This window comes from Candidatus Nitrosopumilus sp., from assembly GCF_040878665.1.
Lineage (GTDB): Archaea > Thermoproteota > Nitrososphaeria > Nitrososphaerales > Nitrosopumilaceae > Nitrosopumilus.
In genome coordinates this window covers 51292-69022 of record NZ_JBBDLU010000007.1, presented here as the reverse complement: position 1 = coordinate 69022, position 17731 = coordinate 51292, and the positions used below count along the sequence as shown (strand labels likewise).

Annotated in this window: 23 protein-coding genes; 16 read left to right on the top strand and 7 right to left on the bottom strand. The window is 33.0% G+C overall.

The annotated features are described in order from the left end of the window. Positions 1-6: 6 nt before the first annotated feature. The 3 genes from WDZ98_RS06715 to WDZ98_RS06705 all read left to right on the top strand — a co-directional run bounded on the left by WDZ98_RS06715 (position 7) and on the right by WDZ98_RS06705 (position 2286). Positions 7-513 (top strand): mechanosensitive ion channel domain-containing protein, encoded by a 507-nt coding sequence (locus tag WDZ98_RS06715; protein WP_368059966.1) that lies wholly within the window; start codon positions 7-9, stop codon positions 511-513. Between the two features lie 423 nt (positions 514-936). Beyond that, complete coding sequence (locus tag WDZ98_RS06710; protein WP_368059968.1) at positions 937-1128, top strand: hypothetical protein; 192 nt, start codon at positions 937-939, stop codon at positions 1126-1128. A gap of 45 nt (positions 1129-1173) precedes the next feature. Beyond that, the gene (locus WDZ98_RS06705) at positions 1174-2286 is read left to right on the top strand and encodes a DHHA1 domain-containing protein (RefSeq protein WP_368059970.1); all 1113 of its coding nucleotides are present in this window, start codon (positions 1174-1176) and stop codon (positions 2284-2286) included. A 4-nt stretch (positions 2287-2290) separates the two neighbouring features. Here the strand turns inward: WDZ98_RS06705 and WDZ98_RS06700 are convergent, their stop codons facing one another. The 4 genes from WDZ98_RS06700 to WDZ98_RS06685 all read right to left on the bottom strand — a co-directional run bounded on the left by WDZ98_RS06700 (position 2291) and on the right by WDZ98_RS06685 (position 4703). Beyond that, complete coding sequence (locus tag WDZ98_RS06700; RefSeq protein WP_368059972.1) at positions 2291-2659, bottom strand: PPOX class F420-dependent oxidoreductase; 369 nt, start codon at positions 2657-2659, stop codon at positions 2291-2293. Between the two features lie 24 nt (positions 2660-2683). Continuing rightward, on the bottom strand, positions 2684-3499 hold the full coding sequence (locus WDZ98_RS06695; protein ID WP_368059974.1) for a PEFG-CTERM sorting domain-containing protein: 816 nt from the start codon (positions 3497-3499) through the stop codon (positions 2684-2686). 88 nt (positions 3500-3587) lie between these two features. Continuing rightward, a complete protein-coding gene (locus WDZ98_RS06690; protein ID WP_368059976.1) occupies positions 3588-4043 on the bottom strand; it encodes a RidA family protein in 456 nt (151 codons plus the stop codon). Positions 4044-4094: 51 nt separating this feature from the next. Next, entirely contained in the window at positions 4095-4703 is a 609-nt protein-coding gene (locus WDZ98_RS06685; RefSeq protein WP_368059978.1) for a hypothetical protein, read from the bottom strand. A gap of 139 nt (positions 4704-4842) precedes the next feature. On the opposite strand from WDZ98_RS06685, the gene WDZ98_RS06680 reads away from it, so the two are divergent. Both WDZ98_RS06680 and WDZ98_RS06675 read left to right on the top strand, forming a co-directional pair. Then, the gene (locus tag WDZ98_RS06680) at positions 4843-4992 is read left to right on the top strand and encodes a hypothetical protein (protein WP_368059980.1); all 150 of its coding nucleotides are present in this window, start codon (positions 4843-4845) and stop codon (positions 4990-4992) included. Beyond that, positions 4985-5122, top strand: coding sequence for a hypothetical protein (locus tag WDZ98_RS06675; RefSeq protein WP_368059982.1), 138 nt, complete (start codon positions 4985-4987; stop codon positions 5120-5122). Before WDZ98_RS06680 ends, WDZ98_RS06675 begins: the two co-directional genes overlap by 8 nt. A 30-nt stretch (positions 5123-5152) precedes the next feature. Here the strand turns inward: WDZ98_RS06675 and WDZ98_RS06670 are convergent, their stop codons facing one another. Next, entirely contained in the window at positions 5153-6313 is a 1161-nt protein-coding gene (locus WDZ98_RS06670; protein ID WP_368059984.1) for a TrmB family transcriptional regulator, read from the bottom strand. Between the two features lie 158 nt (positions 6314-6471). Between WDZ98_RS06670 and WDZ98_RS06665 the strand changes: the two genes are divergently transcribed. From WDZ98_RS06665 to WDZ98_RS06640, 6 genes are all read left to right on the top strand, one after another. Then, positions 6472-7035 carry a hypothetical protein gene (locus tag WDZ98_RS06665; RefSeq protein WP_368059986.1) on the top strand — a complete coding sequence of 188 codons (564 nt, stop codon included), beginning with the start codon at positions 6472-6474 and terminating at the stop codon, positions 7033-7035. Continuing rightward, the gene (locus tag WDZ98_RS06660; protein ID WP_368059988.1) at positions 7032-7520 is read left to right on the top strand and encodes a hypothetical protein; all 489 of its coding nucleotides are present in this window, start codon (positions 7032-7034) and stop codon (positions 7518-7520) included. The genes WDZ98_RS06665 and WDZ98_RS06660 overlap by 4 nt, the downstream gene beginning before the upstream one ends. A gap of 9 nt (positions 7521-7529) precedes the next feature. Further along, on the top strand, positions 7530-8723 hold the full coding sequence (locus WDZ98_RS06655; protein WP_368059990.1) for an AAA family ATPase: 1194 nt from the start codon (positions 7530-7532) through the stop codon (positions 8721-8723). Positions 8724-8852: 129 nt separating this feature from the next. After that, the gene (gene carA, locus WDZ98_RS06650; RefSeq protein WP_368060150.1) at positions 8853-9950 is read left to right on the top strand and encodes a glutamine-hydrolyzing carbamoyl-phosphate synthase small subunit; all 1098 of its coding nucleotides are present in this window, start codon (positions 8853-8855) and stop codon (positions 9948-9950) included. Positions 9951-9954: 4 nt separating this feature from the next. Further along, positions 9955-13197, top strand: a complete 3243-nt coding sequence (carB, locus tag WDZ98_RS06645) for a carbamoyl-phosphate synthase (glutamine-hydrolyzing) large subunit (RefSeq protein WP_368059992.1) — start codon at positions 9955-9957, stop codon at positions 13195-13197. 38 nt (positions 13198-13235) lie between these two features. Next, entirely contained in the window at positions 13236-13685 is a 450-nt protein-coding gene (locus WDZ98_RS06640) for a hypothetical protein (protein WP_368059994.1), read from the top strand. On the opposite strand, the gene WDZ98_RS06635 is transcribed toward WDZ98_RS06640, so the two are convergent. Continuing rightward, complete coding sequence (locus tag WDZ98_RS06635) at positions 13686-14435, bottom strand: metallophosphoesterase (protein ID WP_368059996.1); 750 nt, start codon at positions 14433-14435, stop codon at positions 13686-13688. Positions 14436-14469: 34 nt separating this feature from the next. On the opposite strand from WDZ98_RS06635, the gene WDZ98_RS06630 reads away from it, so the two are divergent. Continuing rightward, positions 14470-14772, top strand: coding sequence for a hypothetical protein (locus WDZ98_RS06630; RefSeq protein ID WP_368059998.1), 303 nt, complete (start codon positions 14470-14472; stop codon positions 14770-14772). A gap of 48 nt (positions 14773-14820) precedes the next feature. Further along, entirely contained in the window at positions 14821-15072 is a 252-nt protein-coding gene (locus tag WDZ98_RS06625) for a hypothetical protein (RefSeq protein ID WP_368060000.1), read from the top strand. 1 nt (position 15073) lies between these two features. Here the strand turns inward: WDZ98_RS06625 and WDZ98_RS06620 are convergent, their stop codons facing one another. Beyond that, a complete protein-coding gene (locus WDZ98_RS06620; protein ID WP_368060002.1) occupies positions 15074-15373 on the bottom strand; it encodes a hypothetical protein in 300 nt (99 codons plus the stop codon). Between the two features lie 88 nt (positions 15374-15461). Here WDZ98_RS06620 and WDZ98_RS06615 point away from each other — a divergent pair, with 88 nt between their 5' ends. The 3 genes from WDZ98_RS06615 to lsrF all read left to right on the top strand — a co-directional run. Next, the gene (locus WDZ98_RS06615; protein WP_368060004.1) at positions 15462-15755 is read left to right on the top strand and encodes a V-type ATP synthase subunit F; all 294 of its coding nucleotides are present in this window, start codon (positions 15462-15464) and stop codon (positions 15753-15755) included. 32 nt (positions 15756-15787) lie between these two features. Then, positions 15788-16816, top strand: coding sequence for a zinc-dependent dehydrogenase (locus WDZ98_RS06610; protein ID WP_368060006.1), 1029 nt, complete (start codon positions 15788-15790; stop codon positions 16814-16816). Positions 16817-16834: 18 nt separating this feature from the next. Continuing rightward, positions 16835-17731: 3-hydroxy-5-phosphonooxypentane-2,4-dione thiolase (gene lsrF, locus WDZ98_RS06605; RefSeq protein ID WP_368060152.1), on the top strand; the 897-nt coding region annotated here is incomplete at its 3' end.

The window sequence follows — 17731 nt, the reverse complement described above, 5'->3', positions numbered from 1 at the left end:
GTTTTGATGGCTTCAGAAATCTATGCAATAATCTCTGTTGTAATAACGATTGGAGTAATAATATCTGCAAAAATTATTGATCATTACAAGTTTAAAACATTGGATGGTTCCTACAAAGCCCTAGTCGTTATAATATTGTTAGTAGTTATCGCAGAAGGTGTTTATCTTTCAATAAATTTTGATCTTCTAACATATGCGTTAGAGACAGTGACATCTCTGAGCGCAATACTAATTTTTGCAGCATTTGTATATCTAAACAAATTACAAAACGCAGCATCTGGCATAAGCATAGCTTTGAGTACCAATATTCATGTTGGCGCCAAGATCAAAATTGAAAATCATAAAGGCACCATCTTCAAACTAGGTTTAACAAAAACAATCATTGAGATGGATGAAGATAAAAGTAGAGTATGGATTCCCAACAAAAAATTTGATGAGGTTCTTGTTTCAATTTCTTCAATAAAAGCAAAACCTTCGGATTATGATTTAGAAAAAGCCTCAGTTGATAATTGATTAAAAAATGTGTATGTTCTTTTTAATGCCTTTTCTATATTCTTTTTTACCCCACAAATAAAATATTTTACAATGCTTTTGAGATCTGATTTTTTCTCATACACTTGATCTGGAATAGATCTTAGAAATCGCCAGTAATTTTTTGTACTTTCTTGCAGTCTCTTGACGTTATCAAAAAATAACTGGTAAGGATCATTTCTGCTGTTAATGTCATTGTAGTTTATATTCACTGAAATGTGATGTGGCGGGTCGTATTTTAAAACCAATAAGAATAGTCTAAATAGATTCGAACCAAAATCTAAAAATTCTGTATTTTTTTATAGTCTAAAAATGAAATTTGGTAAATTTTGTAAACATTTTGCAACGTATTTAGTCTAATCTACCAACTTTCGATCATAAATGAGAATTTTTAATCAAAAACTAATGACTCCTAAAGAGCGCGAACATTTGCAAAAATTAGATGATCTGGTTCTAAATGCATCTTCTGAAGAATTAATGAAAATTCAAGAAATTGATTATCAAACTCAAATGGAAGGATTATCATTTTACGACGTATTTCTTGATTCTAGCTCATTGGTAAACCGAAATATCAAAAAATCTTCTAAAAAATCCTAGATGCTTTCTTACTTTAAATGAGGGCGTCTAATTTTTTAATTTGTATTGGCATTATCTAAAACTAAATCTACAACTAAAAAAATCTCTAAAACTGCTGTTAAAAAAACAACAAAAAAACCAACCGCTAAAAAAATAACTAAAAAATCTACTAAAATATCTCCAAAAAAATCAATCAAATCTCAGCGAACTAAGGTAATTTGTATTTCTCATAAAGAAGACTGCGATGGAATTAGTTCTGCGGCATTAATACGTCAAGCTTTTGGCGGTGATGCTATACTTGTAGACTATCCTGGTCAAATGGAAGCACTTAATCAAATAGTTTTAGATGAAAAACTAAAATCTCTTTTCATATGTGATTTAGGTTTAAGCAAAAAAACCCAGGATGAATTTGTTGATATTTTAACAACTTTGAGAAAAAATAAAGTTTCAGTTACTTACATTGATCATCATGATATGGATCCTAATGTTATAACGTCATTAGAGAAAATCAAGGTGAAAGTGATTCATGATATCAATGAGTGCACTACGGTTCAAGTTTACAATGCTTACAAATCAAAATTAAGTGATCATGCATCATTTGTTGCAACATGTGCTGCCATTACTGATTATATGGAAGATAGACCAATTGGTTCAAAATTACTTCAAATTTATGACCGACAATTTGCTTTGATCAGTGCAACTGTCCTTACATACAATATTGTAGGACATCAAAAAGAACCTGATTACTTACTATACTTGGTTGAAGAATTATCTGATTCTAAATTCCCACATGATATTCCAAATACCTATGAATTTGCACAAATTCAAGTAGAAAAATTATCTCAGATGATTGCTAAAGTAAAGAAAGGGATGAAGACTATGCAGAATCTGGGCTATATGGAAATTCTGGATGCCGGCGCTAGTGGTGCAGTTAACTTTGTCATGGGATTATCTGGAAAGGATGTTGGTGTTGCATACAAAGAACGTGTTGATCATGGTATTTACGCTGTTTCAGTTAGAGGTTCTAAAAATTGTAAGGTTCATTTGGGAAAAATTGTAAATATTTTGGCAACTAGTCTTGGTGGTTCTGGTGGCGGACATGATAAAGCATGTGGTGCAGTAGTTCCAAAACCTCAAATAAAAAAATTCATCACTGAATTAAATAAAAAAATAAAATAATCTATTAATTCACTTTAATTGCAAATGCAAAAAAGTCTCCTTTGTTTTTACTGACAAATTTTGCAATTTTGGCCATGAATCCATATTTTTTGTCTCTCCATTTTACTGCCTCACTGGTTTGACTTTCTGTCAAAATTTTTGCGGTTCCTGATGTCCACTCACTTGTAATTTTACCTTTCATTGTGCATAATGCAAATTTCACTTGGAGATTTTTTTGCAGTCTTTTTACTTTGCCAGTTTTATATCGTGTTACAACATAAATCAAATCATCTTTTACCACAAACCAGACTGGTGTTTTGACTGGTTGATCATTTTCTCTATATGTCTCAAGTGAAATGTATTTTTCTGATTTGATTTCATCTAAATTATACATTGTATTATTATTTTAATTCTCGAATCAATATCTGGGAAGTATGGCAAGTTTTGATTTTGTTGCAACTATAATTGAAATAATTGATACCAACAAAATTAATGATACTATGATTCCAAATTCTGGTACTACTAACCCGTCTTCAATTTCAACTTGAATTGATTTTTTGTGCTCTGATGCTGCTCCTTGATTTGCAGTAATTGTGTAAACACCGTCTTCCTTCCACATTTGACCTCCTGTCTTGACTTCTGCTTCAAAATCCCCATTAATGCCTGGAGTAATTTGTGCAATAGTAACTATGTTTCCACCTGGTGAATTTACAATTAATGTGATGTCTGAATTTCTTAAATCAGTATTTCCTGTAATTGTAATTACATCTGAACCATTGATTGCATCTGCTGACATTGAAATTTTACCTGTGTCTACTAGTTTTTCTCCCATGGCTGGTTTTTCTATGATTGGTTGCACTGATTGATTTCTTGGCATTTCTTGAGATGTAACTGTAAATTCTATTTGTGATGTGATTTGAGTGTCTTCATGGCTGACAATTACCGTATATGTTCCAGTTTGAAAACTTGGAAGTGTTGGTTGGAGTAATTTTCTAAACGTTCCATCATCTGCCAATGCAACCATTGGACTGTAAACTATGGAGCCATCTGGCGCTGTAACTAAAAGTTTGACTGGTTTATAATTTGAAACATCGGTAATTTTACCTGTAATTAGTACTGAATCCAATGACGTTATGTTTTTTTCAGATATGTCTACTTGTATTGTTGATTCTGCAAACACTGAAGTTGACATTATTGAAAATGCAATTAAAAACAACAGTGACACCTTCAACATGTTTTCTAATGAATTCTATCTGTATATGAATTATCACTCTGTTTTCATAGAAATATTCTTATCTTTCCTATGCAGTGTTATAGTTTCTTTATTCTGAAAATTCCACAATGGCGTCAATTTCAGTCATTGAATCTAATGGTAGACAGGCAACACCTAATGCAATTCTTGAATGCTTTCCTTTTTCACCAAATAATTCAAATAATAAATCTGAAGCAGCGTTGATTACTTTTGGATGTTGTGAAAATTCTGGCATTGAATTTACAAATCCTGATAATCTTACAATTTTTGTAACTCTATCTAAATCTCCTAACTCTCTTTTGATTTGAGCTAAAATGTTAATTGCACACATTCTTGCTGATTTTTGAGCAACTTCCAAGTTGTCATCGGAAACTTTTCCAGTGAACATAACTTTTCCGTTCTCCATTGGTATTTGTCCTGAGATAAACAACAAATTTCCTGTTTTTACTGCAGGAATATATGATCCAGCAGGTGTTGGTGGTATTGGTAACTCAATCCCTAATGTTTCTAGTTTCTTTTCAATCAAGACTCTGATGCTAAGTTTTCATCTGATTTTAATTTTTACTTGAATTAGGCTTTAAAATTTAAGATATCCTACTTTTGGAATTCTATTGCTAAAGTCTCTCTGCAATACTATTCTTTCAGTTGTTTTTCTCTCACTAAGTAATTTTTGATTTATCTCATCCATGAATTTACTAATCTGTTCAAAACACTTTTTCAACTCTTTTTTTAATTCATCGTCGTCTGTTTCTTCTTTACCCCATAGAATTGATGATGCAAGATTAAACATTCCTGACATCCCTTCCAATAATAACTCATAGTCAGTTTTGGTATGTTTGCTAAATTTATGTGATGTAAGATCTTTTGATATGTCTAAAAATATTTTTTTATTTTCCACATTTTTCAATGCTTTATTTATTTTAGATTCATAAGTGAAAATTATGTTATTTATAAATCCAATATTGTCTTCTAATGTGCTGTGGTACGTTCTTTCATAATATGCCTCATTTTTGTAACCGTATTTTCTGATAAATCCAAACTCTTCCATTTTTTTTAATGCCTCTTTAAATTTGGCTCTGGTGTATCTTTTCTTATTTTCATTTGTACATCTTTCCCAAATATCTCCAAAATAGTTTTTTTCACTAGTCATACACTTCAAAATGTCTCCAATGGCGATTGTCTGCATGGAATGTTTGTTTATTTTGAATTATTTATTGATGGTGTATCTGACTCTTCAAAAAGTATGGCAAGCTCTTTTTATTCCTGTCTGATATTCTGGATTCACTAAACTGATCCTATTTTGAGCATTTAGTACATCTTTGTTATTGTCTTACATAATCAATGTCTATTTTCTAAATATAGTTAGTATGTTATTTCATGATGAAGAATTAGATGAGGAAGCATTATGCATATGTTTTGAAAAACTAGATCCTGAAACTATTGAATTAATCAAGTTGGAGTATGAAAATGACTAATGAAGAAAAATTAGCAAAAACTGTTTCATTATACATTGAGAGAAACCTTAAAGGCAAAACCCCTTTTCAAAATACTTCTGATTTTATCTCCTACATTGCATATAGGGAATCTAAAAGAAAATCTATTTGATATTTTGAAATAATTTGTACTATTATTTTATCAGACTTTGCTAATTTTGATATATACTTTTTCGCCTTTGCTTGAATTATTCTGATATATGGTTCTAGTTTTGTATCCTTGTTTTTGTAAACACCCGTCCAATATTGATACCCATGGAAGTGAATGTCCGCTGTTTAGTTTTGATTCTACTGTAATGTTTTTGGTGTTTGCATCAAAGTTTACGTGACCTGAACATGTTATTTGCATTATAGCATCCATTATTTCAATAATGTCATCTAACGTTTTTGATTTTAATGAAATTCCACTTTTCTCTAATAGTTTGAACATGTCTACTTCTGGTTTTTTTGATATCATTGTGGTATTGAGAATATGCATCAGCCCTGTTTCAGTGACTGTTTTAATAATTCTGTAAATTTCCTGTGCTTCTGTTTTTGTCATATCTGCAAGCGCTTTGGTTTTTATTGCATTTTTCCAAATATTTGAAAATATTTTTTCTTGATTTATTCCTAAAATGTCCGTTGATGAAAAAATTGCTCCCTTTCCGTTGTCATTGTTTATCATTAACAACTCTGTTTCATCAAAAATAAAACAATTTTGAATAATATCTGATGCTCTGATCTCTATTCCATCTGGAATTACTCTATATGATTCAGATCCAATCTGTGTTGGTGAAACAAGTATTTTGACATCTAAATTACGACGTAAAACTGATAACAATTGCTCTTTGCACTCTGCCAATAATCCAAATCCCCACTGATCTGTCATTATTTTAATTGATGATTTTGAACCTTCAATCATTATTTGAAGTTGAGTTAATACATTATTTGCACTCAAATGAAAATACCTTTTTTCTTCAGACCCTCTTGATTTTCTACTCTCCTCACTTGCTTTCTTCAAATTGGAGATTAGTGTGTTCATTGCATTTACTTTGTTTATTTGCTCATGAATTATTCCATCAAAAGCATCTTCAGGTGCAATGGCAGTACACATTATTGGTTTACTTTTAGAAATAATGACTAGTCGCTTGCTTTCCAATTTTAATAAAGTTGGGTATACCTTGGTTCTTGGAATCTCCGAATAATAGGCTAATTCACTTGCCGAAATCGTACCTTTAGCAATTAATGTCACATATGCCTGTGCTTCATACTTGCTTAATCCAAATTCTTCTAAACTGACAGTTAACACATGCTCATTTACCATGTTCCTTCTTGATTTGTTATTAGGTAAAATTGAGAGCTAAATTCCTTTACACAAATACTCAAAAAAAATCAAAATTGTATCTGCTGATAGTGTAACTGTAGTTACTAAATTAATTGTTACATCGTCCTCAAATACAAAATATCAGAGAACTCCTCGGTATGTTGGTAAAATACAATATTAATTCACTATGCACTGAAAATATCTCCCACTCTGTGACTCTAGTTCCAAGATTAAAATACTCTTTAAATTTGTTGGATGAAATAATTGATATTCTTGATAGTAAAAGAAACGAACTAAAAAAATCAAACGAAAATCTAACTCATAGTTTTGATGAATTTGACAAGACTCACAGATCTGCATTAAATTTAGAGCATCTTGTTGTATTTTCTCTAGACCTTCTATTACAGGTAAAAAATAGAACTAATCTAGTTTCTCATGTTGGCAGTATTCCTGAAATTCTTCCATCTGCAATTCCTATGATTCGAATGGTTAGTGCGCAATTATTTGGTATACTCCCAAATTGTAGCCAAAAACTATCTGAGATATCAGTTCATTTGGGAAGTATCGTACTTGATTCTGCTGCCCTCACAACTGCAAGATTTGATTTTAGTCTCTCTAACACTGAATCTTCCATTTTAATTAATGAAGTAAAATTGATGGTGGACTCTAAATTAAATAAGCAGTATCCTAATCTTGATTTTTTCAAACTATGTAACACTTGACCATTCTTACTAAACATAGTTTCTCAAAGGATTTAGACAGAATTAGATCTATTTCCTCAAAAATTGATCAAAAATTATCCGATATCAAGACTCCTGATAATGCAGTTATTGACAAACTAACTGTGGATGAACTACAAGATTTAAAGAAAATCGTTGGAATTGCAGATTTTATGATGTGTAAATATGAAGATAAAAAGGAAATGAAGTCCATCCTAAAGCATTTTGTTTCAATTATATCTGAGACTGCAAGTTCCCTTGAAGATTTAGATGATGAAGTATCTGAACTGATTATCGCGGCTGAAGATTCTATTAACAAAGTCAAAGACATGCATTCTAATATCTCTGAGCGCTCTGATTTTAAGAAAAAATATCATGATGGTCCTGATTATAATGAGTATGAAACAAGTGGAATTAATTTAACCAATTTTACGACAGAGATTAACACAGTAGAATACCAACAAAATTCTCAAGGTGAAACTGCGTAGGTAATTAAGATGAGTATGGCCCCACAAGAATTAGAAAACACAGCAAGCAAATATGCTTCTGAAGCTATCAAATTTGACTCACAAGGTGCTCGTGGGATGGCAATTACTCATTATCAACATGCAATTGACGCTCTCGTAAAACTAGTACAACTTTATCCTGCCAATAAACTGAATCAAATTTACAAAGACCGGTGTAATTCTTATCATGGTAGAATCACTGCATTACAACAGTCACATGGTGTAGAACCTGCAGTTGATCCTAAAGCTTCTGATGCTGACCAAAAAGCATCTGTGAAGAGACAAGAAAATGAAAATGATTTTGAAGAATTAATAATGAAAGAGAAACCCGATGTTACTTGGAATCAAGTAATTGGGTTAGATGATGCTAAAAGTGCTTTAAGAGAATCAATTGTTTATCCTACTAAACGACCTGATTTGTTTCCACTTGGATGGCCAAAAGGAATGTTGCTTTATGGACCACCTGGTACAGGAAAAACTATGCTTGCTGCTGCAACTGCAAATGAAATGGATGGATATTTCATCAATGTGGATGCATCATCCATGATGAGCAAATGGTTAGGTGAAGCAGAAAAAAATGTCTCAAAATTATTTGCTATGGCACGACAATATGCTGAGAAAGAAGGTAAACCTGTTATTTTATTTGTAGATGAGGTGGATTCCTTACTTGGTTCAAGAAGTAGTGAGGTTGGAGGTGAAGTTAGAACTAAAAATCAGTTCCTTACTGAGATGGATGGTGTAAATGGAAAAGGAAAACAATTGATGCTATATGTAATTGGTGCAACAAACAAACCTTGGAGTCTTGATTGGCCTTTCTTGAGAAGATTTCAAAAAAGAATCTATGTGTCTTTACCAACACAAGAAGCTAGAGAACACTTGTTTGAAGAATATACTGCTCCACTAAGTAAAAATTATAATGTAAATAACACTGAACTTGCAAAATTGTTTGACGGTTACAGTGCAAGTGATATCAAAGATGTTTGTCAAGCCGCACACATTAAAACAGTTCATGAAATCTTCAATGCTCCAGACTATCACGAACCCATCGAAGGGGAGACTCCAGTTATCCCAAGACCCCTTACAACTGCAGATTTTAAAGATATTATGGCAAGAAGAAAACCAAGTGTCTCACTTGAAATGATTCGTGCTTATCATAAATGGAGCGAAGAGTTCCAAGCTCTTTGATAATTAATTTTTCTGCGATCATTTTTTTGGCATTCTAATACGCACAAAACTTAAATTCAGAATACCTAGGACTTTACGAGGGTCACAATTACTACAAAGAAATCAAACCATGCAAAAAAGTTTGGAAAACTGATCTTTGATGATGGCACCGTTCTTGATGGTGAAGGGTTTGGTTATTCTACGACTGCTTTTGGTGAAATTGTATTTAATACTGGCATGGTTGGTTATACTGAAGCTCTTACAGATCCTTCATACAATGGGCAAATTCTCACATTAACTTATCCTCTAGTTGGAAATTATGGTGTCCCTGATCCTTCGGTTAAAGACAGTGATGGTATTTCAAAATTTTTCGAATCTGACAGAATGCAAATACGTGGCCTAGTTGTTCATGAATTGTCTCTAACTGCTAGTCACTGGAATCTTGCAATGACTCTAGATGAGTGGCTTTACAATGAAAAAGTGCCTGGCATCTCAGGAATTGATACTCGTGAACTAACAAAAAAACTTCGAACAAGTGGTGTAATGATGGCAGCACTTGTTGTTTCTGACACTGAAATTGATATAGAAAAAATCAAAGCAGAACTTGTATCTGCAACTCATTATAATTCCGAACAATTCATGGATATAGTATCCACAAAGAAAGAACAATTTTTTGGTCAAGGTAATGAATCCGTAGTAGTAGTTGACACTGGTACAAAAAATGCAATCATTCGCAATATTTTGGAGATTGGTTACAAGGTAATTTTAGTTCCATGGAATACTTCTTATGAAAAAATAATGTCTTACAATCCTAAGGGTGTTGTGTTAAGTAGTGGTCCAGGTGATCCGCAAAAATGTCCTAACACGATTGATACTGCTAAACAATTAATTGAAAATAATGTACCTACACTTGGTATTTGTTTAGGTGCACAAATTATTGGCATTGCTGGTAATACTGAAACTTACAAACTAAAGTATGGGCATAGAGGACAAAACAAATCCTGTATCAATTTAGAAAATAATCAAGTATATGTTACTAGTCAGAATCATGGATATGGAATAACTCCTGAGTCCATCGAAAAATCTGATTTTAAGTTATGGTTTACAAATGCAGATGACAAAACAGTTGAAGGAATAAAACATAAAACACAAAATTGTATTGCAGTACAATTTCATCCAGAAGCATCTCCTGGTCCTTTTGATTGTAAATTTGTCTTTGATGAACTCAAACATCTGATGGAGAAATAAATAAATGCCAAAAAATGAATCACTAAAGAAAATTCTTGTACTGGGCAGTGGCGCCATCAAAATTGGCGAAGCAGGTGAATTTGATTATTCTGGCAGTCAATGTCTTAAAGCAATACATGAAGATGGATTAAACAGCGTCTTAATCAATCCAAACATTGCTACTATTCAGACAGATACTAGATTCGCAGATCAAGTGTATTTGCTTCCAGTGAATTCAGAATATGTAGAAGCAATTATTGAAAAAGAAAGACCTGATGGCATTATGCTGGCATACGGAGGACAAACTGCTTTGAATTGTGGAGTTAATCTAGATGAATCCGGTATTCTCCAAAAATATGGTGTAAATGTACTTGGTACTCAAGTGGCTGGAATCAAAAGAACTGAAGACAGGCAGCTTTTCAAAGATTCTATGAATGAATGCAACGTGCCTGTACTAAGGAGCAAAACTGTTACAAATTTTGAAGACGCTAAAAAAGCAGCTGAAGAACTAGAATACCCTGTAATTATCAGAGTCGCATATACTCTTGGAGGAAGAGGTGGTGGTGTTGCTTATAATGAAATTGAACTTCATGAGATTGTTGAGCGTGGCATTAAGGCTAGTCTTGTTGGTCAAGTTTTGGTTGAAGAATACATTGGTCATTGGAAACAAATTGAGTATGAAGTAATGCAAGACTGGGATGGAAATAATGTAATTGTCTGTAATATGGAAAATGTACTTTCAATGAAGGTTCATACTGGCGATAATATTGTAGTTGCTCCCTCTCAAACAATTGATAATCATGAATACCACATGTTGCGCTCTGCCGCATTACGTGCAACAAAACATGTTGGAATTGTAGGGGAATGTAATATTCAATATGCACTTGATCCTGACTCTGATAGATATGTTGCAATTGAAATCAATCCCAGACTTTCACGTTCTTCTGCACTTGCAAGTAAAGCAACTGGTTATCCATTAGCATACATGTCTGCAAAAATTGGATTGGGGTATAATCTATCTGAACTTGTAAACAGAATCACAAAAAATACTACTGCATGTTTTGAGCCTTCACTTGATTATATTGTATGTAAACATCCAAGATGGGATTTTGCAAAGTTTGAGCTTGTAAATAGAAGATTAGGACCTACGATGAAATCTGTTGGTGAAGTTATGGCAGTAGGTAGAACATTCGAAGAATCTTTCCAAAAAGCAATTAGAATGTTGGATATCGGAAATGATGGATTGGTTTTAAATCGTGTAAATGAAAAAGAATACACTGAAGAGGAAATCGAATACAAATTATCTCATCATGATGATCAAATTCTTTATCATGTTGCTATTGCGTTAAAGATGGGAATTTCAGTTGCGCGCATATACAAACTATCAACTGTTGATCCATGGTTTATAGAAAAAATTAAAAACATTGTAAATATTGAAGATAAATTAAAAAATTCTGAACTTGATGAATCGCTTTTTTGGGAAGCCAAAAAATCTGGGTTTGCTGATAAACAAATTGCTCGCGCTAAAAATAAAACTCCTGACGAAATACGCACATTAAGAAAGAAACTAGGCGTAATTCCATCTGTAAAACAAATTGATACTTTGGCAGCTGAGTGGCCTGCGGTGACTAATTACCTCTATTTGACTTATGGCGGTCACTCAAATGATTTGATAATTCCAAAAGAGGAAAGAGGCATAATTGTACTAGGTGCAGGTCCTTACAGAATTGGAAGTAGTGTGGAATTTGATTGGGGTACTGTAAACATGGTTTGGGGTTTACAAGAAAATGGAGAAAAATATGTGTCTGTAGTAAATTGTAATCCTGAAACAGTTTCTACTGATTATGATATTTGCACAAGATTGTATTTTGAGGAATTAACTCAAGAAAGAATTTTGGATATCACCGAATTTGAAAATCCTAAAGGTATTGTCACTTGTGTGGGAGGACAAACTGCAAATAATCTTACTCCTGGACTTGCACAACATGGTGTCACTATTTTAGGAACTGCTGCATATGATGTTGACCGCGCAGAAAACCGTTCTAAGTTTAGTGCAGAATTAGATAAACTTCACATAAAACAACCTCTTTGGCAAGCATTTTCAAATATTAATGAAGCAAAGTCTTTTGCACAACAAGTTGAATTTCCAGTCATCGTTAGACCTTCTTACGTTTTATCTGGTGCTGCCATGAAAGTTGTTTGGTCTCAAGAGGAATTAAAGACATATGTCAAAGAAGCAACTGATGTGTCTCCTGATCATCCAGTTGTGATTTCAAAATTCATGTTAAATTCTCTTGAAGTAGATGTTGATGGTATTAGTAATGGAAAACAAGTTGTAATTGGTGCAATAGTAGAACACATTGATAGTGCAGGTGTTCATTCTGGAGATGCTATGATGGTAATTCCGCCATGGCGTCTAAGTAATAAAATCATTGAAACGATTACTGAATACACTAAAAAAATCGCTTTGACCTTTAATGTTAAAGGACCGTTTAATTTACAATTTTTGGTTCATGATGATCATGTATATGTAATTGAGTTAAACATCCGAGCCTCGCGTTCTATGCCATTTGTATCAAAATTAGTAAAAATCAACCTGATTTCCCTCGCTGCCAAGGCAATATTGGATAAACCTTTGCCACAAATTCCTGAAAATAAATGGCAAAAAATTCAAAACTACGGAATCAAGGTACCCCAATTTTCATTTATGCAACTTGAAGGTGCAGACATTGCATTAGGTGTAGAGATGCAATCTACTGGAGAAGTAGCATGCTTTGGAACTAGCTTCTACGATGCGTTATCTAAGGGGTTGATATCTGCAGGATACACTTTGCCCGACAAAGGGTCTGCACTTGTAACTGTAGGTGGTGCACAAAATAAAGAAAAATTAGTATCTGCAATTGCTAAACTAAAACAATTAGGATTCAAAATCTTGGCAACAGAACATACTGCTGAATTTTTTGAAGAAAAAATCGGTCAAATTGAAATAGTTCATAAAATTTCAGAACCTGAAAGAAAGCCAAACATTTCCGATCTTCTATATGAACGAAAGATTGACTTTATCATAAACATTCCAAGTACTTCAACATTAGAAAAATATGTAGACATGCTTGATGATGAGTATCAAATCCGACGAAAGTCTCTTGAATTGGGAATTCCTGTATTGACTACTATTGAATTAGCAGATTCATTTGTAAAAACATTAGAATGGTTACGTAATAATAAAACTACCAAAGAACCGATTGAACCCTATGACAAATATGAGTAACTCTAAAAAACATAAACACAAGTATTCTATCAAATAACATGGCCAAAAAGTTTGCAGATGATGAGATTGATGAAGTACTAAATTCTATTGAAAAATTTGATTCTGATGGAATTCGTTTTATTCATTTAAAAGATAACGTAAAGAAAAATTTCGTTAAAACAAAGATTGCTGAATTTAAACTCAAAGATATTTTGGTATTTTTAGATGAAAATGGTCTTGTTCAAAGAATTCCTTTTGATGACAAACCTGGATTTCATGATATGACTCTATATCGAATATCTGAAAAGGGACGAAAATTAGTTGCTAAATTTATTCGTGAATCCCGTGAAGATTGGAGCAAGAATAGCTATTTGGCAAATATTTTGTGTCAAAACTGTGGCTATTCTTACGAAATTCGTATTGCTTACTCTGAAGCTGTCAAAACTTGGGCAAAATCTCAGAGATGTCCAAATTGTGCAATCAAAGGATCTTTATCTACAAAACTTTGACTAAATTACTTGATTAATGTTTGATTCATCTCCTATGATTGTTCCATCAAGTGTGATGATTTTTGCTTTTGATATAGTTTTGATTTTGTTTATTATTGGAGATATGGATTTTTTGTATTGCTTTCTATGCGTTGCATAAAAATATCTGTTAAACGATGGAACTATTGTAATTTCAATATCTCCTGTCTGATTTGGAAATATGTTTTCTTTCTCTGTTTTGATTGAAACCCATACGCGTTGCCCATTCATTATGGAATCTTCTTGAAAAAATACTGGATGAAGATGTCCCATGATTATTTTATCTACATGGGAGAAATTCTCTGATGGCATTGTATGCCCATGTGTTAATAAAATATTTTCTTCAATCATTCCTGTAGGACTAATCATTGAGATGTTCTCTGGAATAAGTCTTTGAATATTTGCATCATGGTTGCCAGGAATTAATATCACATCACATTTTTCTCTTATTTTTCTAAAAAATAATGGTACTTCATCCCATTCGTTTTTTGTTATTGTTTTAACACTTGATTTTACATCTCCTAATAAAATTACTGAATCTGGTTTTTCTGAATCAATTATTTCTGTTAATTCATGTATTGATTCATTTATTGTTGAATTTTTTCCTATGTTGATTTCATTTGATGTCATGCTGTTTTCAAATCCAATATGCATATCTGTAACTATGAGATTCTTTTTCTCTCCTTCTAAAATCAGAACTGGTTTTGATGGAATTATTCTGATTTGTAGCATCAAAGTTATACTGTAGATATATGATTAAATCCTTATGAATAAAGAATCGGAAAGAATTCAATCGATAATTTCTGAAAAACGTGTGAAATTACACTTCTTTGAACCTAGTCAACGCAAAATTTGGACAGTGGTTGGGTTGGGTGATGAGCATTGGATAGATCCTGATGGTGGTTATTGCTCCTGTCCTGGATTTTATTTTGGTAAACTTAACGGAAAGCCCACATGTTATCATTTAGAATCTGTATGTCTTGCTAGGAAAGATGATCAAGTTGAAACAATTATTTTCTCTGATGATGAATTCTCTGATTTTTTGTCTGGATTAATTTCTGATTTGTAATTATTAATTATTAGAATGTGTTAATAACTAGAAATTTTACTAAAAATTATGGATGATGACCAACAAAATTTAGAAATTGAGAAAATCGCTAATCTGATGGTTCACGATGGTCTTTCTCATGATGAACAAGATGATACAAAATTAGAAAAATACAAAAATCAAATCAAGGAAGATTTTGGTATTGATGATGAACAAGCTATGAAACTAGTTTATGAAACATTACTCTATAGAAAACTAAAAAATTCTGATTCTGGTGATGTTTTAGAAAAAGGTAGTGAGTTTGGCGCTGGTTTTAGTTAGATTATTCTAATGGAACAGTATCTATGTCTTCTTTAGAAACTCCTTTCCAAAGACCAATCATTCCTTCTGGTTCTACATGTTCAACTTTTGTGATTTGCTGAATCTTTATGTGATCTGGATTTGGAGGCATCCATAACATTGCCATATAATCTCCTATGTCTCCAACCTTAGTTGGCAAAGCCATAGTGATTTTATCTGCTGAAAATCCTTTTGCAGTTAAAGCGTTTGTTGCCTTTTCTTTAAGATCCATCTTTCCATGAAGGAACAAGTAGACATCTTTCTGAGTGTCAATTTCTGCCATGGTTTGACTGGTTTTTTAAACTAAATCAACCTTTCCAGATCTAATTTCTCCAAAAAGGGTTAAATTAGAACGGGTAAAATTATTCATTGTGAAAATCTTCACTGTTGGAAGTAAATCGTTTGTAACTAGTTTTCAATTAGCTGGGATTCCAGGAAAAATCTCTGAAAATCCACAAAAAGCATTTGCAGAAATCAAAACACTAACTGATGATTCTGATGTTGGATTGGTTTTAGTTAGTGATGATATTACTGAATCTATTTCTGATGAATTAACTGCACTTAGAGCTGAAAAATCTACTCTTGTATTTTCATTACCCGCAACTGGAAGTGAAAAAACTGAAGTCGATTATAGAGTCATGTTAAAGAAGATTCTTGGTGTATAATCTACTTATAATCAAATTTCTAATCCTTCACCATGAAAACCGCTTCTGTTAAAGAACCATCTGTTATCTCTGTGGATGAAATAGATAATCCTCAGATAGGATCAGGTGATGTTTTAGTACAAATGCAAGCATGTGGTATTTGTGGTTCTGATTTAGAAAAAGTATTTGGCCAATATGGGCAGCCTTCAATGCGTTTAGGACATGAACCATCTGGAATTATCTTAGATGTTGGTTCTGATGTAACTGAATTCAAAAAAGGTGACCGTGTATTTACTCATCACCATGTTCCATGCTATGACTGTCATTTGTGTAATCACGGAAATGAAACAATGTGTTCAAAATATTATGAAACAAATCTTTCTCCCTGTGGATTATCTGAAGAATATGTAGTTCCTGCATGGAATGTATCTCATGGTGGGATTCTCAAAATTTCTGATTCTCTAACCTTTGAGGAAGCTGCAATGATTGAACCTTTAGCATGTTGTGTAAGGGCATGGACCAAATTCCCATATCGTGTAGGTGACTCTGCTGCAGTTTTTGGTGTAGGTCCTACTGGAATGATGCATGTGATGTTGGCACATGCAAAAAAATTCTCAAAAATTTTCTGTTTTGATGTTAATGATTTCCGATTGGATTTTGCAAAAAAATTCAACATTACTAATTCAATAAATTCTATGGACAAAAATAGAATGCAAATGATTTTAGATAATACTGATGGACAAGGTGTAGATGTGGCAATAGTTGCTACTAGTAGTCTTAAAGCTCTTGATGATGCCATAGATCTGGTGCGAAAAGGTGGAGCAGTAATGATGTTTGGTGTTCCATCCAAAGGCGCGAAACTAGATCTTGATATGAGCAAAATTTACTCAAAAGAGATCACTCTAGTTACAAGCTATGCTGCATCTGACTCTGATACAAAGGAAGCACTACGTCTCATCGAATCTTCTCAAATCAATGTTAAACAACTAATCACTCATACGTACCCTATCATTGATTCACAAAAAGCATTTGATCATGCACGAAGTGGTGACAATGCAATGAAAATCATCATTACGAAATAAGAAAGGCTTAAGAAAGGTATTTTTTTCTTTCAAAATCGAAGAGATATGGATTGGGGATTAAAGAATAGAATTTCTAGTATCATTAAACCACACAATAATCGTGCTCTGATGTTAGCTGTTGATCATGGATATTTTCTTGGTCCAACTGAAAAATTAGAAAATCCAAGAAAAGTGATTGCGCCACTTTTGAGACACTGTGATTCCTTAATGGTTACTAGAGGTGTTCAAAGAACATCAGTTCCTGCAACAACTGACGTTCCTATGGTACTAAGGGTGTCTGGTGGCTCAAGCATTATCGGTGATGATTTATCTAAAGAAGACATCACTGTATCTATTGAAGATGCAATTAGATTGAATGCAAGTGCACTTGCAATGTCTATTTTCGTCGGTTCAAAATATGAATATCAAACAATTGTTAATTTAGGAAAACTAGTGAATGAAGCTGAAAAATATGGTTTGCCTGTTTTAGCAGTAACTGCAGTTGGGAAAGAACTTGGTAAAGATGCACGATATCTTTCATTAGCATGTAGAATAGCTGCTGAACAAGGGGCACATATTGTAAAAACTTACTATTGTGATAATTTTGAAAAAGTTGTTCAATCCTGTCCTGTACCAATTATTGTTGCAGGCGGAAAGAAAATACCAGAACGGGATGCATTACAATTGACATACAATGCAATCAAAGGCGGTGCTGTAGGCGTTGATATGGGCAGAAATATCTGGCAATCTGAACATCCAGTTTCTATGATTAAAGCAGTACGCGCAATTGTACATGGAAATCTAAATGTCGATCAAGCTTTCAATTTGTACAAAAAATTAGTCAATGAAGAACCAAAAAAGAAATCAAACAAACCTACTCAAAACAAACCTACTCAAAACAAACCTACTCAAAACAAACCTACTCAAAACAAACCT

Bases quoted from the DNA above. Each gene is read 5' to 3' on its own strand.
- WDZ98_RS06610 (WP_368060006.1), top strand. From the start codon at position 15,788: ATGAAAACCGCTTCTGTTAAAGAACCATCTGTTATCTCTGTGGATGAA.
- WDZ98_RS06665 (WP_368059986.1), top strand. From the start codon at position 6,472: ATGTTGGTAAAATACAATATTAATTCACTATGCACTGAAAATATCTCC.
- WDZ98_RS06625 (WP_368060000.1), top strand. From the start codon at position 14,821: ATGGATGATGACCAACAAAATTTAGAAATTGAGAAAATCGCTAATCTG.
- WDZ98_RS06685 (WP_368059978.1), bottom strand. From the start codon at position 4,703: ATGCAGACAATCGCCATTGGAGACATTTTGAAGTGTATGACTAGTGAA.
- WDZ98_RS06670 (WP_368059984.1), bottom strand. From the start codon at position 6,313: ATGGTAAATGAGCATGTGTTAACTGTCAGTTTAGAAGAATTTGGATTA.
- WDZ98_RS06620 (WP_368060002.1), bottom strand. From the start codon at position 15,373: ATGGCAGAAATTGACACTCAGAAAGATGTCTACTTGTTCCTTCATGGA.
- WDZ98_RS06675 (WP_368059982.1), top strand. From the start codon at position 4,985: ATGACTAATGAAGAAAAATTAGCAAAAACTGTTTCATTATACATTGAG.
- WDZ98_RS06695 (WP_368059974.1), bottom strand. From the start codon at position 3,499: ATGTTGAAGGTGTCACTGTTGTTTTTAATTGCATTTTCAATAATGTCA.
- WDZ98_RS06700 (WP_368059972.1), bottom strand. From the start codon at position 2,659: ATGTATAATTTAGATGAAATCAAATCAGAAAAATACATTTCACTTGAG.
- WDZ98_RS06715 (WP_368059966.1), top strand. From the start codon at position 7: ATGGCTTCAGAAATCTATGCAATAATCTCTGTTGTAATAACGATTGGA.
- WDZ98_RS06655 (WP_368059990.1), top strand. From the start codon at position 7,530: ATGAGTATGGCCCCACAAGAATTAGAAAACACAGCAAGCAAATATGCT.
- WDZ98_RS06710 (WP_368059968.1), top strand. From the start codon at position 937: ATGACTCCTAAAGAGCGCGAACATTTGCAAAAATTAGATGATCTGGTT.
- WDZ98_RS06635 (WP_368059996.1), bottom strand. From the start codon at position 14,435: ATGCTACAAATCAGAATAATTCCATCAAAACCAGTTCTGATTTTAGAA.
- WDZ98_RS06640 (WP_368059994.1), top strand. From the start codon at position 13,236: ATGGCCAAAAAGTTTGCAGATGATGAGATTGATGAAGTACTAAATTCT.
- carB (WP_368059992.1), top strand. From the start codon at position 9,955: ATGCCAAAAAATGAATCACTAAAGAAAATTCTTGTACTGGGCAGTGGC.
- WDZ98_RS06630 (WP_368059998.1), top strand. From the start codon at position 14,470: ATGAATAAAGAATCGGAAAGAATTCAATCGATAATTTCTGAAAAACGT.